This window comes from Aggregicoccus sp. 17bor-14 (genome assembly GCF_009659535.1).
GTDB lineage: Bacteria > Myxococcota > Myxococcia > Myxococcales > Myxococcaceae > Aggregicoccus.
In genome coordinates, this window is record NZ_VJZZ01000027.1 from 1 (window position 1) to 13325 (window position 13325).

Annotated in this window: 8 protein-coding genes; 1 reads left to right on the forward strand and 7 read right to left on the reverse strand. The window is 74.2% G+C overall.

What is annotated here, in order from left to right:
* Window positions 1-139: 139 nt before the first annotated feature.
* Together FGE12_RS29785 and FGE12_RS29790 are read right to left on the reverse strand one after the other, a co-directional pair.
* On the reverse strand, window positions 140-1786 hold the full coding sequence (locus tag FGE12_RS29785) for a M1 family aminopeptidase (protein ID WP_153870054.1): 1647 nt from the start codon (window positions 1784-1786) through the stop codon (window positions 140-142).
* On the reverse strand, window positions 1777-3591 hold the full coding sequence (locus FGE12_RS29790; RefSeq protein ID WP_153870055.1) for an acyl-CoA dehydrogenase: 1815 nt from the start codon (window positions 3589-3591) through the stop codon (window positions 1777-1779). The genes FGE12_RS29785 and FGE12_RS29790 overlap by 10 nt, the downstream gene beginning before the upstream one ends.
* A gap of 104 nt (window positions 3592-3695) precedes the next feature.
* On the opposite strand from FGE12_RS29790, the gene FGE12_RS29795 reads away from it, so the two are divergent.
* Entirely contained in the window at window positions 3696-4259 is a 564-nt protein-coding gene (locus tag FGE12_RS29795; protein ID WP_153870056.1) for a DUF420 domain-containing protein, read from the forward strand.
* Here FGE12_RS29795 and FGE12_RS29800 read toward each other — a convergent pair.
* From FGE12_RS29800 to FGE12_RS29820, 5 genes are all read right to left on the reverse strand, one after another.
* Window positions 4225-4881: a biliverdin-producing heme oxygenase gene (locus FGE12_RS29800; RefSeq protein ID WP_153870057.1), complete on the reverse strand. Its 657-nt coding sequence runs from the start codon at window positions 4879-4881 to the stop codon at window positions 4225-4227. The two genes, FGE12_RS29795 and FGE12_RS29800, sit on opposite strands and share 35 nt — an antisense overlap.
* A 66-nt stretch (window positions 4882-4947) precedes the next feature.
* Window positions 4948-7203 carry a S8 family peptidase gene (locus tag FGE12_RS29805; RefSeq protein ID WP_153870058.1) on the reverse strand — a complete coding sequence of 752 codons (2256 nt, stop codon included), beginning with the start codon at window positions 7201-7203 and terminating at the stop codon, window positions 4948-4950.
* Between the two features lie 89 nt (window positions 7204-7292).
* Window positions 7293-11660 (reverse strand): DEAD/DEAH box helicase, encoded by a 4368-nt coding sequence (locus FGE12_RS29810; protein ID WP_153870059.1) that lies wholly within the window; start codon window positions 11658-11660, stop codon window positions 7293-7295.
* 74 nt (window positions 11661-11734) lie between these two features.
* The gene (locus tag FGE12_RS29815; protein ID WP_153870060.1) at window positions 11735-11899 is read right to left on the reverse strand and encodes a hypothetical protein; all 165 of its coding nucleotides are present in this window, start codon (window positions 11897-11899) and stop codon (window positions 11735-11737) included.
* 163 nt (window positions 11900-12062) lie between these two features.
* Entirely contained in the window at window positions 12063-12764 is a 702-nt protein-coding gene (locus tag FGE12_RS29820; protein WP_153870061.1) for a TIGR02206 family membrane protein, read from the reverse strand.
* Between the last annotated feature and the right edge of the window lie 561 nt (window positions 12765-13325).

Below are 13325 nucleotides of genomic sequence, written 5' to 3' on the forward strand. Positions count from 1 at the left end.
CCCGGTCGCGCTCGGCCGCATCCACGTCCGCGGAGTGGCCAATGCTTCGCAGCCGCTCCCGCTCTGCCCTGTCCACCCGCAGCGAGTCCATGCTGGGGGTGGACATTATCTATGTCCGGGGGCTTAGGCGCGCGCGGACTCAGGGGTGCCAGCGCGGCAGGGGCGGCGCGGCGGGCTCCGGCAGGGCGCCGCGCACGCGCGCGAGCACCCGCTTCTCGGGGTCCAGCGTCACGCGCTCGAGCGCCTGCGCGAAGGGCACGGTCGCGGTCGCGGTGGTGTTCGCCGCTCCGAGCGGGAAGCGCAGCTCCACCCGCTCTCGCGCCGGGCCCCCCTCCAGCTCCACCTGCACCGCGAGGGGGAAGCGCACGCCCGCGCCCTGTGACTGGGTGACGGTGAGCGTCACCTGCCCTTCCGCCTGCACTGCGCTCACCGCGAGCTGCGGCCACTCGGGCTCGCCGCGCCCGTACACCCACGCGTCGAAGTAGGCGCGCAGGTCCGCGCCCGAGGCGCGCTCCAGCTCGCGGCGCAGGTCCTCCACGCTGCGCGCCCCGGGGCTCGCGAGCAGCGCGCGCAGCGCCGTGAGCAGCGCGGGCCGGCCCAGCAGCGGCTCGAGCTGCAGCAGCAGCGCGAGGGGCCCCGCGCCGTAGGTGCTGGGGCTCCACGCGGAGAGCGGGACGCCCGGGTCCTCGAGCGGCCGCACCGCGTAGCCCGCGCCGCGCCCCTGCTGCCGCCACAGCGCGCGCGTCTGCGCCGCCTCGCCCGGCAGCCCGCGCTCGTCCTCGTACACGTAGGCGAGGTACTCGGCCACCGCCTCCTTCCAGGCGAAGTCCAGAGGGCTCGCGAGCGTGGTGCGGTCTCCCGCCCACTGGTGCACCAGCTCGTGGCGCAGGGCGTGGAGCGCGGGGCGCTGGTAGAGCGAGCCCAGGTCCGGGAGCGTCTCGGAGAGCAGCACGTTGGCGGGGTGCTCCATGCCCATCCAGGCCGTGGGGCCCGTGGCCACGCGCAGCTCGTCTCCGTAGGGGAAGGGGCTGAGCTGCGAGGAGATCCACGCGAGGAAGTCGCCCACCTCCGCCGCGGGCAGCGCCGCCCCCACCCGCCCCCCGGGCACCTCGTAGAGGACGACGGAGACACCGGCCGCCTCCACCATAGGCGTGCGCACCCAGGCGGGGTTCGCGGCGACGGCGAGCGCCGAGTAGGTGGGCGCCTGCGTCCCCAGCAGCGCGCAGCGCGTGCGCGTGGGCTGGGCGTCGCGGGTGCCCGGGCAGAGCACCACGTCGTCGGGGCCATGGCTCACGTCCAGCTCGAAGTGGGCGAGGCGCGAGGCCGCAGGGTCGCAGGGCCCGAGCAGCGGACAGGCCTCGACCCAGGAGAGGAGATACGTGAAGGGGTGTCCGCTCGCGTCCTGCAGCCGCGTGAGGCCCACCTGCGTGCCCGGCAGCGAGTCGGGCCCGCGCAGCGGCACCTGGGTGCGCGCGCTCAGCTGCAGTGCGGCGCCCTGCTCGAAGCGCCCGCACAGCGCCACCGTCCCGCCGTCCTGCGAGGCCTGCAGCCCGGGCGCGGAGAGCTCCCGCAGCGGCAGCGCGCTCGCGAGCGCGACGCAGCCCTCCCCGGGCTGCTCCACCTGCAGCTGCAGCGTCACCCGGGCCTCGGCGGAGGCGAGGTCGAAGCCGTAGCCGTAGTGGACGACCTGCGCCGAGGGGGTGCCCTGCGCGGGCCTCGCGTCCTCGCTGCAGGCTGCACCGAGCAGCAGCAGGCTCGCGCAGAGGGCCGCGCGGCTCAGAACCACTCCGCGCGCATGCGCGCGTAGGAGTCGTCGTTGCCGCGCACCAGGGCCACGAGCGCCGGCACGCGGGTGAGCTCGGTCTGGAACCAGTACTGGGCCGCGCAGCGCTTGCCCTCGTAGAAGGCGGCGTCCGCGCCCTGCGCGTGCGCGAGCCCCTCCTGCGCCGCGGCGGCCTGGTCCAGCCAGCGCCAGGCCACGGCCACGATGCTGAACAGCTCGAGGTAGTCCGCGCTGTGGCGCAGCATGCCCTCCACGTCTCCCTCGAGGCCGCGCGCGCCCAGCTCCATCGTGAGCCCGCCCAGCTCGCCCACGGCCTCGGAGAGCGCCGCGCACCACGCCTCCTCCACGCCGGCCTTGCGCGCGCGCGCCACGGTGCGCTCCACCTCCTCGGCGAAGGCGGAGAGCGCCGCGCCGCCGCCCGCCACCACCTTGCGCCCGAGCAGGTCCAACCCCTGGATGCCGCTGGTGCCCTCGTGCAGCGTGTTGAGCTTCTGGTCGCGCAGCAGCGCCTCGGGCAGGTACTCGGTCGTGTAGCCGTAGCCGCCGTGCACCTGCACCGCGAGCGCGTTCGCCTCGAAGCCCCGCTCCGCGGGGAAGGTCTTGGCCACGGGGGTGAGCAGGTCCAGCAGCAGCGCGGCGCGCGAGCGCGCCTCGGGCCCGGGCGCGTGCTGGGCGAGGTCCGCCTGCAGGCTGGTGGCGGCGAGCAGCGAGAGCCCGCCCTCCACGATGGCCTTCTGGCGCAGCAGCATGCGGCGCACGTCCGCGTGCTCCACGATGGGCACCTGCGGCGCCTCGGGGTCGCGCGCGCCGTGGGGCCGGCCCTGGGGGCGGCCCAGCGCGTACGCGAGCGCCTCCTGGTAGGCGACGGAGGCGGTCGCGACCGCGTTGAGGCCCACCATGATGCGCGCCTCGTTCATCATCTGGAACATCTGCGCGAGCCCGCGCCCCGGCTCGCCCACGAGCCAGCCCACGCACGCGTCCGCCTCGCCCAGGTTCAGCGCGAGGCTGGGCAGGCCCTTCCAGCCGATCTTGTGGATGAGGCCTGCCACCTGCACGTCGTTGGGAACGAGCGCGCCGCCCTCGGGCCTCTGCGCGGGCACGGCGAAGAGCGAGATGCCGCGGGTGCCCGCCGGGGCCCCCTCGATGCGCGCGAGCGTGAGGTGCACCACGTTCTCGGCGAAGTCGTGGTCCGCGCCGCTGATGAAGATCTTGCTCCCGCTCAGCCGGAAGCGCCCCGGCGCGTCCGGGAGGGCGACGGCGCGGGTGCGCACGTCCGCGAGGCTGCTGCCCGCGTGCGGCTCGGTGAGGGCCATGGTGCCCGTCCAGCGCCCCTCGTACATCGGCTCCATGAAGAGGCGGCGCACCTCGTCGCTGCCGAAGGCCTCGAGCAGGTGGGCGGCGCCCGAGGTGAGGCCCACGAAGCCGTAGGCGCTGAGGTTTCCCGCCATGAGGTAGAGCGAGGCGAGCGCGTACACGGTGAGGGGCAGCTGCTGGCCGCCGACCTCCGCGGGGCGCGTGGCGTTGAGCAGGCCCAGCTCCACCAGCTGCGGGTAGAGCGTGCGCAGCGCGGGGTGGGTGTGCACGCGGCCCGCCTGCAGCACGGGGGGCGCTGCGTCCATGGGGCGGTAGGTGGGGAAGAGCACGTCGCGCGCGAGCCGGCGGGCGCTGTCCAGGAAGAGGTCGAAGGTGTCGCGCGAGTGCGCCTCGAAGCCCGGCAGCGCGCACAGGCGGGCGGCGTCGAGCACCTCGTAGAGCTGGAAGGCGACGTCGCGGTCGCTCAGGAGCGGGTTCTGGCGGGGGGCGGGCATGACGTGCGGGACTCTAGCCGGGCTACTGGCTCTGGGCAGCCCGCGCAGGCGGGCGCGGGGCGCGGGTGCTTGCGCGCGCGGCACGGCTGGGTGAAGACACGCTCATGGCCAACGCCCTCCCCTCCCCTGCGGCGCCGCGCCTCGGCGACCGGGCCTTCTTCCTGCTCATCGCGCTCGTCTCGGTGCTCGCGCTCGCGCTGCTCGCCTGGCTGCTGCTCGTGCGGCGCGGGGGGCCGGTGGCCGGGGTGGACCTGCGCTTCATGCCGGCGGTGAACGCGGGCCTCAACGCGCTGGCGGCGGCGCTGCTCACGGCCGGCTGGGTGGCCATCCGCCGCGGGCAGCGCGCGCTGCACCAGCGGCTGATGGTGAGCGCCTTCGGCGCGAGCGCGCTCTTCCTCGTGGGCTACCTCGCCTACCACTACGTGCACGGGGACACGCGCTACGTGGGGCCGGCGCGCGGGCTGTACCTGCTGGTGCTCGCGAGCCACATCCTGCTGTCCGCGCTGGTGGTGCCCGGGGCGCTGCTCGCCTTCTACTTCGCGTGGCGCGGCGCCTTCGCGCGCCACCGGCGGGTGACGCGCTGGCTCGCCCCGGTGTGGCTCTACGTCTCGGTGACCGGGGTGCTCATCTTCTTCATGCTCCGGGGGAGCCTGCCGGCGGCGCCCTGAGCGCCTCGTCGAGCCAGCGCTCGAAGGCGTCGAAGGTGAGGTGCGCGCCGCGCACCACGCGCTGCGCGAAGGGCTCGTCCGGGGTGGCGCGCACCAGCGCCTCGCCGAAGGCGCGCCACATGGGCCCCAGCGCCTCCTCGTAGGCGCGGAAGAAGGTGAAGTCGCCCACGGGGTGGCCCGAGTACTGGCCGGAGAAGTGGCGCGTGAGGTGGCGCAGCAGCAGCTGTCCGCCCAGGGTGGCTCCCTCCAGCACGTACATCGCGCCCAGCGCCTCGGGCACCCCCTCGAGCGGCAGCGGCGGCGCGCGCGGCAGGCGCTCGAGGCTCTGGGCGTCGTGGCCCAGCGCGGTGAGGTCCCTCGCGAGGAAGGTGCGCTTCCAGCGGCGCGGCAGCTCCAGCGCCTCGGCGCCCTGCGCGCCCGAGAGCAGCCCCTCCAGCTGCCCCTCGAGCGGGGCGTAGAGGCCGTAGAGGGCCTCGAGGTGGCGGCGGTAGAGGGCGGGGCTGAGCGCGGGGTCCAGCAGGCGCATCGCCGCCTCGGCGCGCGCGTGGTGCTCGCGCGTCTCCTCCTTGAGGCGCTGCAGGATGGTGCGGGGGGCGGCCCCGGGGACAGGAGGAAGGCTCATGGGGGCGAGGGTGCCCTCGCGGCGCGCGCGCCGCCAGCGCGAAAGCGGGCGGCGCGGTCACTCCCTCTAGCGAAGCGGGATGGGCGCCGCGCTCGTGGCGGGCGGCGCGTACGACAGGGTGCTGAAGGGCACCAGGTCGAAGTCGATGCCCGTCACCTCCTGGCCGGCGGCGACCACGATCTCCTCCGGGTTGTCCACGTTGCGCCAGAAGCCGGTGCGCTCGCCGTCGTCGAAGGGCTCGCCGTTGTGGTTGTCGTCGATGCCGGCGACCACGAAGTAGGTGTTCTCGTCGAGGCTGATCCGGTAGCTGTACTGGTCCGACGCGCGCGCCACCGTGGTGGTGCGCGGGGAGGCGGTGAGCTGGTCGTTCTCGTCGCGGAAGATGAAGACCACGGTGGCGTCCTGGTCCTGCAGCTCGGCGGCGCGCATGCGCACGTTGACGGTGCTGGTGCCGGCCGCGCCCGCGTCCACGGTGAGGGTGGCCTGGCTGGTGCCCACCGGCAGGCCATTGAGGTTGGCCGCCACGCGGATGGTGCCCGCCTCGGCGGGCCCCAGGGTGACGCTGTTGCCCTCCGGGAGGCTGAGCCGCGCCGCCTCGGCGCCGCCCACGCTGACCGTGGCGGTGAGCGAGCCGCCCCCGGTGTTGGCCAGGTGCAGCGCCTGCACGGAGCGCCCGCCCTGCACGAAGGCCAGCTCGTTCGAGGTGAGGCTGAGCGTGGCCGGCCCCGAGGGCAGGTTCCCGCTCGCGCGCGCGACCGCGCCCAGGGCGTTGAGCAGGCCCGCCCCGCAGCCCTCGGCGCACTGGCTGCCGGGGTTGGCGGTCTCCTTGAGCAGCGTCTCGATCTGCGCGCCCGTGAGCGGGTTCGTGTTGCCGTGGGCCGCGGCCATCAGCGCGACCACCGCCGACACGTGCGGCGCGGACATGCTGGTGCCCTGCTTGAAGGTGTAGGAGGGGTTGCCCTCGGCGTCGAAGCCGGTGGACAGCACGCCGTCGGGGCGGCGGTCCGCGTTGAGGTCCTCGCGCATCTCGCCGCCGGGCGCCATCAGGTCCACCTCGGGCCCGAAGTCCGAGTAGCTGCTGCGCGTGCCGCTCAGGCCCACCGCCCCCACGCAGATGACGCCGCGCTGGTTGCAGGGCACGGACTGCGAGGTCGCGGCGGCGTCGTTGCCCGCGGACACCACGAACACCGGCCCGCCGGGCACCTGCGGGTTCGCCACCGCCTCGTCGATCACGTCCTGGTAGACGGCCTGGGCCTCGCCGGTGGTCCCCAGGCTCAGGTTCACCACCTTGGCGGGGGTGGGGTTGCTCGGGATGCCGGGCACGTCCAGCCCCACCGCCCAGCGGATGCCCGCGACGATGTCCGCGCTGTCCCCGCCCGCCAGCCCCAGCACGCGCACCGGCAGGATGCGGGTGCCCCAGGTGACGCCGCTCACGCCCTCGGCGTTGTTCGTCACCGCGCCGATGGTGCCCATCACGTGGGTGCCGTGCCACGAGGAGCTGCCGTTGGGCAGATCGTGGCCCATGTCCGTGGGGTCCGCGTCCACGCCGTCCCCGTCCTGCGCGTTGCCCGGGTCCGAGATGAAGTCGTAGCCGGGCAGCAGCCGGGCATCGAGGTCCGGGTGCGCGCGGTGGCCCGTGTCCACCACCGCCACCACCACCCCGTTGCCCTGCCGCTCCTGGTCCCAGGCCGCCGGCAGGTTCACCAGGGTGTAGTTCCACTGCACCGGGAAGTAGGTGTCATCCGGCGTGGCGAGCGGGAACATGCGGATGTTGCGCTCCACCCAGCGCACGCCCGGCTGCGCCCGCAGCCGCTTCGCCGCCGCCTCCAGCTCGGCCTCCCCCACCAGCGCGCGCTGGCCGTGGGGGTGCACCCGGAAGCGGTGCACGTAGCGCCCGAGGAAGGCCTCGTGCTCCACGTCCAGGCCGGGCAGCGCCCGGGCCACCTGCGCGCGCGCGGCCTCGGCGCGGTGCGACAGCGTCCCCTGGGCGAGCGCCGCGGGCCCCGGTGCGAGCCCCACCAGCAGCTCGCCGGGCAGGGCCTGCGCGCGGCGCGGGGGGCGCGCGAGCGGGGCCGGCACGTCCAGCGTGCGCGGGTCCGCGTCCACGCCGACCGCCGGCGCGTTCTGCCGCGCCTGCACCGCTTCTCGCGCCACCTCGAGCGCCGCCTTGGGCGCCGCCGCAGAGGGTGCGCGGGACGACAGCGCCGTGGCACTGCGGTACGGGGTGAGGCGACCGCTCACCGCCCCCTGGGGCGGCTTGTCATTGCCCGAGCAGGCACAGGCGAGCAGGGGCAGCAGGGCGAGCACGGGCAGGTGGCGCATGGATCGAGGTTCCCCCTTGGCCCTTCAACGTACGCTGTCTGCCGGCATAGCGCAGGGCTTTGCGCGCGTGCCTGTTTGCTTCCGCGCCCTCAGCCCGCCTGCGCCACCCCGGGCTCACCCCCGGACTCTCCTCCGAAGGCCTCGTCCTCCAGGGCCTCGTCCTCCAGCGCCGTGTCCTCCGGGCCGGGCGCGGCGAGCGCCTCCTGCGGCTGGGGTACCCCGTCCACGTACACCACCACGTTGTGCACCGTGGCGGGCACGCGAGGCCCCGGCGTGACGAGGCCGGTGAGGTTGAGCGGGTCCACCGCGCACAGCTTCACCCGCACGCCCGAGGGGGGCTGGCGGCGCACGGCGCGCGCCACGTCCACCGCGTCTGGCAGGGCGAACTGCTCGCCCACCACCCCCGCCACGAAGCGCCCTCCGCGCAGCTCCCCGCGCGCCTCCATGCGGCGGTAGACGCGCAAGAGGTCGCGCCAGGTGGGGGCGAGCGCCTCGCGCAGCACCAGGTCTCGCCACACGATGCCGTAGCGCTGCAGGAAGAGGCGCGCGAGCTGCTCGAGCACCTCGTCTTGCCCCTTGGTCTCCTGCGGCACCAGCAGGCTCCAGCGCCCGGGGCCCCCGCGCTGCTGCTGCTTCTGGCGCTTGCGCGCGAGCGGGCTCTGCAGCACGCGCAGGTTCTGCACCGCATCCGCGGTGACGAGCCCGCGCGCGACCAGCTCCCACAGCGCGTCCTCCACCTCCGCGGGCAGCCGCCGGCTCTGCGCCACCAGGTCGTTGAAGAAGCAGGCGCCGCGCCGCTCCAGCACCGCCACCACGTCGCGTGCGGGCTGCGAGAGCTCGGGCGGCAGCCACACGCCCCCGTCGCTCAGGAGCGCGTGCGGGCGCGCCGCCGCGAGCAGCCAGTCGAGGCACTCGCGCTTCACGAAGGTGAGGCTCGCGTTGCGGTTGGGGCCGGGCGCGCGCGTGCGCGCCGCTTCCGGAGCGGGAGGCGGGTCCACCGGCGCGCCGCGCCGCGGGCCCGGCGGGGGCCTGGGCTCCTTCACCGTGAGCCTTCCCCAGGCCACCTCGCCGCCGTAGCAGGCGCGCTCGAGCAGCTCGCCCACCTCGCCGCGCACGCGCGAGGGCAGCAGGTGTCGCTCCCACGCGCTCGCCGGCGCCTCGTAGCCCTGCAAGAGCGCCACCGCCTTCGCGAGGCCCGAGCCCCCGCGCAGCGAGTCCAGGTCCTCCAGGTGGTGCCAGCGGAAGAGGAAGCGCATGAAGTCCTGCGCGCTGAGCGGCTCGATCTCCTTGCGCAGCCGCCCCACGGTGAGCCGGTGGATGCGCTGCAGGAGCCGCCGGTCGCACCACTCGGTCTCGTCCGGAGTGGCTCCTGGCCGGAAGCGCCCGCGCAGCACGCCGCCCTCCGCCTCCAGCGCGTGCAGGGCCGCGTTCACCTCGGAGGGGCCGAGACACGCGCGCTCCGCCAGCTCGCGCACGGTGGTGGGGCCGCAGGTCTCCATGCGCCCGCGCACCGCCGCGAGCACCACCTTCTCGCGCTCCAGCGGCCGCTCGTGGGGGAGCGGCTCCAGCGCCGGCGTGAGCACCCCCGCCGGGAACAGCGCGCGCACCGCGAGCACCCGCTCGGCCGAGACGAGGAAGCGCTGCTCGGCCGCCTCCAGCCACGCCGCCCGCCCCGCCTCCAGCAGCGTGCGCGCGAGCGCGGCCGGCACCTCGCGCTCGCGCAGGAGCAGCAGGCCGAGCAGCTGATCGTGCAGCTCGTCCGCATCGCGCACCGGCGCGCGCGCATCCTCCACCACCTGGCGGATCGCCGCCTCGTCCAGCTGCCCGAAGGCCGCTGCGTCCTCGGCCGGCAGCGTGCGGCGAAGGGAGACGTTGCGCACGCGCCGCTCCTCGGCCGGGGCATCGTCGAGGAAGGTGTAGGGCATGCTGTTGATGAGCTGGTGCGCGAAGGCACTGGGCTCGGGCACGTCGCAGGCGAGCAGCCGGATGCGCCCGTCCTTCATGCGCCGCAGCACCTCGCGCAGGCCGTCCACGTCCATGGCCTCGCGCAGGCAGTCGTCCATCGTCTGCGTCACGAGCGGGTGGTCCGGCACCTCCACGTCCCCGCCGCCGTGGTTGTCCTGGCAGCCCACCTGCGCGGGGAACACGCTCGCGAGCAGGTCCTCGCTGCGCGCGCGCTGCAGGTTCGGCGGCACGCGCTTGCCGGAGGAGAAGCGGCTCATCGCGAGCGCGCGCGTCGCGTTCCAGCGAAAGCGCGTGCCGAAGAGCGGCGCTTGCAGCACCGCCTGCACCAGCACCTCCTGGGTGCTGTCCGGGTGCAGGAAGTCGAAGATGTCCTGCAGCGGGAAGGAGTGCTGCTCGCCGAGCGAGAGCAGGATGCCGTCCTCGGTGGCCGCCGCCTGCAGCTCGAAGTCGAAGGAGCGGCAGAAGCGCTTGCGCAGCGCCATGCCCCAGGCGCGGTTGATGCGCATGCCGAAGGGGGCGTGGATGATGAGCTGCATCCCGCCCGCCTCGTCGAAGAAGCGCTCGGCCACCACCGTGCTGTGGCAGGGCACCGCCCCCAGCGCCCGCTGCCCGAGGCGCAGGTAGCCCAGCAGCGCGTCCGCCGCGGGAGGCGGCAGCCGCAGGCTCTTCTCCAGGTACTCGCGCGCGTCCGTGCGCTCGAGCAGCTCCGCGCGCAGCCGTCCGACCTGGAGGCTCAGCTCGTCCGTGCGCCCCGGCGCCTCCCCGCGCCAGAAGGGCACGTTGGGCGGCTGCCCCCGCGCATCCTCCACCTGCACCGTGGAGCCGATGACGCGCTGGATGCGCCACGCGGTCGAGCCCAGCAGGAACACGTCCCCGGGCGAGGAGTCGATGGCGAAGTCCTCGTCCACCGTCCCGACGATCTTGCCCTCGGGCTCCGCGGTGACGGAGAAGCTGAAGGTGTCCGGGATGGCGCCGCCGTTGGTCAGCGCCGTGATGCGCACGCCGCGCCGCGCCTTGAGCCGCTGGTTCACCCGGTCGCGGTGCAGGTGGATGCCCACGCGGCCCCGCGCCGCCGCGACGCCCTCGCTCAGGGTGTCGAGCACCTTCTCGTACTCGGCGTAGGTGAGGTCGCGGTAGGGCCAGGCGCGCTGGAACAGCGCGTAGAGCGCGCGCTCGTCCCACTCCTCGCAGGCGCAGGCCGCCACGATCTGCTGCGCGAGCACGTCCAGGGGCTTGAGCGGCATGCGCACCGCGTCCAGGTCCCCCTCGTGCACCGCCTGCAGCAGGGCCGTGCATTCCACCAGCTCGTCGCGCGTCATCGCGAAGAGCAGGCCCTTGGAGATGCCGCCCTTGTAGTGGCCCGCGCGGCCCACCCGCTGCAGGAGCACCGCGATGGAGCGCGTGCTGCCGAGCTGAACCACGAGGTCCACGTTGCCCACGTCGATGCCGAGCTCGAGGCTCGCCGTGGCCACCAGCGCCGTGAGCTGCCCTGCCTTGAGCTTCTCCTCCGCGCTGAGCCGCATCTCCCGGCTCATGCTCCCGTGGTGCGCCGCCACCTTGTCGTGGCCGAGCCGCTCGCCCAGGTCGTGCGCCACGCGCTCCGCGAGCTTTCGGGTGTTCACGAAGACGAGCGTGGTGCGGTGCTCGCCCGTGAGCTGCACCAGGCGGTCATAGACCTGGCCCCACATCTCGTGGCTCGCGATGCTGCCCAGCTCCGCATCGGGAATCTCGAGGCGCAGGTCCCACGGCCGCTGGTGGCCCACTTCCACGCGGCGGCAGGGCTCGCGGCTCGCTCCGGTGAGGAAGCCCGCGATGGCGTCCAGGGGCTTCTGCGTCGCCGAGAGGCCGATGAGCTGCGGCCGCACTTCGGTGAGCGCCTTGAGCCGCTCCATCGAGAGCGCGAAGTGGCTGCCGCGCTTGTCGCGCGCGAGCGCGTGGATTTCGTCCACGATGACCGTGCGCACGTTGCGCAGCGTCGCGCGGGCGCGGTCCGCCGTGAGGTAGAGGTAGAGCGACTCGGGCGTGGTGATGAGGATGTGCGGCGGGCGCTTCACCATCTGCGCGCGCTCGCCCGCGGGCGTGTCGCCGCTGCGCACCTGCACGCGCAGCGCAGTGGGCGTGTAGCCCTCCGCCCGCGCCCGCTGCAGCAGCTCCTCGAGCGGCTGCAGCAGGTTCTTCTGCACGTCGTTGCCCAGAGCCTTGAGCGGGCTCACGTAGAGCACCTGCGTGCTGTCCGCGAGCGTGCCGTCCAGCGCCTCGCGGAAGAGCCGGTCGAGCGCCGCGAGGAACGCCGTCAGCGTCTTGCCGCTGCCCGTGGGCGCGGCGATGAGCACGTCGTGCCCCGCCCCGATGAGCGGCCAGCCCTCCACCTGCGGGCGGCTCGGCTCCCCGAGCCGCTCGGCGAACCAGCGGCGCACCACCGGATGGAAGGCCGCGAGCGCCGGGTGCGCCGCGGCCATGGCGTGGAAGTCGAGCGAGATCTGCGGGGCCATGCGGACTGCGAGCCTGAACACAGGTACAGCGGCCCGTCAACCGACCCCGGGTGAGTCTCCGAGCCCCGGGAACGTCAGGCCTTGATGGAGCGGTTGCCGCTCAACTTTCCACCTTTGCGCTGCGGCGAGTCCTCGCGCGAGAGGGTGGGCACCTTGTTGCGCCCCTTGCGCGTGCGACCCGTGGCCTTCGAGGCCTCGGCCTGCAGCTTCTTCGCCTTCTGCTTTTTCACGGACGCCATGTGGGGACTCCCTCCTGGAAAGAGTGTGTCCCCACCAACGTGGCATCGGCCGGTGCGTTGCGGCACCGGGGGTCCGCGGCAGCCCGCTCGCGAGATCGCGAAGGGCGATGCGACGGACGCCGCGCAGACCGCATGCGCAGCGGACGGGCAGACGGGTGCACCTTCACGCCCGAGGCGCAGTAGCGCTGCCGCGGGCACCTCTGACCGGCGCCACCCGCGCGAGCTGCGCGAGGAGGAGGAAGAGCACGAGCGCCACGACCTCGCCGACCAGCAGGTACCAGGGCCAGGGGCCGAAGGCGTCCAGCAGCGTGGGGGTACTCGGCTTGCGGCACAGGTACAGGTAGTTGGTGCCGAGGAGCTGGTTCACCGCGCCGATGAAGAGCGCGTAGAGGTTCGTCCAGCCGAGCACGCGCAAGACGGCGCGACGCCCCGGGCGCATTCCCACGCCCCAGGTGAGCACCACCGCGGTGACGACCACTCCAGCGTGCAGCGCGAAGAAGGCGAGGAAGCGCGGGTGGGGAAAGGCCGCGGCGAGCTCGGGCGTCACCATGGCGAGCAGCGAGCCCGCGAGGCCCCAGAAGTAGGTGAGCTCGTAGGCGAGCTGCCGGCGCGTGAGCAGCGCGATGCATGCGAGCAGCAGCGCCACGTCGCATAGCTGCAGCGGGAGCACGTCCAGCCAGCCCGCGCCCCACCCGCCTTCGATCACGATGTCCGTAAGGGCGAGCGTGAGGAGGACTGCGCCCAGCGCCCGCGTCGGACAGCCGTGGCCGCGGCGGCAGCGCAGCACGAGCACCGCGGTGACGAGCACCGTCAGCGCGAGCGTGGCGAGGTGGGCGGGTCCGAAGAGGGTGAAGCGCGGGGGCATGGAGTCAGCTCAACTCGACGGTGATGGCCTCGAGCACCGTGGCCAGTCCACAGAGCCGCGATCCCTCGTGCATCCGCAGCTGCATGCCGGGGACGACGTGCAGCCACTACTCCGATAACAGCGGTTCGATGTGAACCCGTCCCTCTTCTCCCGGGGCCAGCTGCTCCCGGCCTTCGAGGAAGACGCGGCCATCATTCAGGATGGGTCGTCCTTCGTGCGAGTTGCCGATGTCCCAGGCAGGCGGGTAACCCGACTGGATGGGGCTGTGCCGTCCACCTTCACTCGTCGGCAGGAGGCGCAGTCGCGCGAGGAGCAGTCGTCGAGGGCCGGAGCGGTGCATGCGGATGCTCGGCAGCCTAGACCGATCAGCGTGCGGGCCACTGACGCGAACGCACCGGACCTCCGCCCACTTCCCTCACCCCGTCCCTCTCCCAGGGGGCACCCCTTTAAACCTGTCGACGCGCGACGGGTGAGGGGCAGGCGTGGGAGGGAGCAGCCGGGAGCGTGGCTTGGGCCCGTGCGGGTTGCAAGGGCATGGAGGGTACAAGGCCATGCTCGATG

Excerpts from the sequence above, each read along its gene's own strand:
- FGE12_RS29790 (WP_153870055.1), bottom strand. The coding sequence starts at position 3,591 with ATGCCCGCCCCCCGCCAGAACCCGCTCCTGAGCGACCGCGACGTCGCC.
- FGE12_RS29795 (WP_153870056.1), top strand. The coding sequence starts at position 3,696 with ATGGCCAACGCCCTCCCCTCCCCTGCGGCGCCGCGCCTCGGCGACCGG.
- FGE12_RS29800 (WP_153870057.1), bottom strand. The coding sequence starts at position 4,881 with ATGAGCCTTCCTCCTGTCCCCGGGGCCGCCCCCCGCACCATCCTGCAG.
- FGE12_RS29805 (WP_153870058.1), bottom strand. The coding sequence starts at position 7,203 with ATGCGCCACCTGCCCGTGCTCGCCCTGCTGCCCCTGCTCGCCTGTGCC.
- FGE12_RS29810 (WP_153870059.1), bottom strand. The coding sequence starts at position 11,660 with ATGGCCCCGCAGATCTCGCTCGACTTCCACGCCATGGCCGCGGCGCAC.
- FGE12_RS29815 (WP_153870060.1), bottom strand. The coding sequence starts at position 11,899 with ATGGCGTCCGTGAAAAAGCAGAAGGCGAAGAAGCTGCAGGCCGAGGCC.
- FGE12_RS29820 (WP_153870061.1), bottom strand. The coding sequence starts at position 12,764 with ATGCCCCCGCGCTTCACCCTCTTCGGACCCGCCCACCTCGCCACGCTC.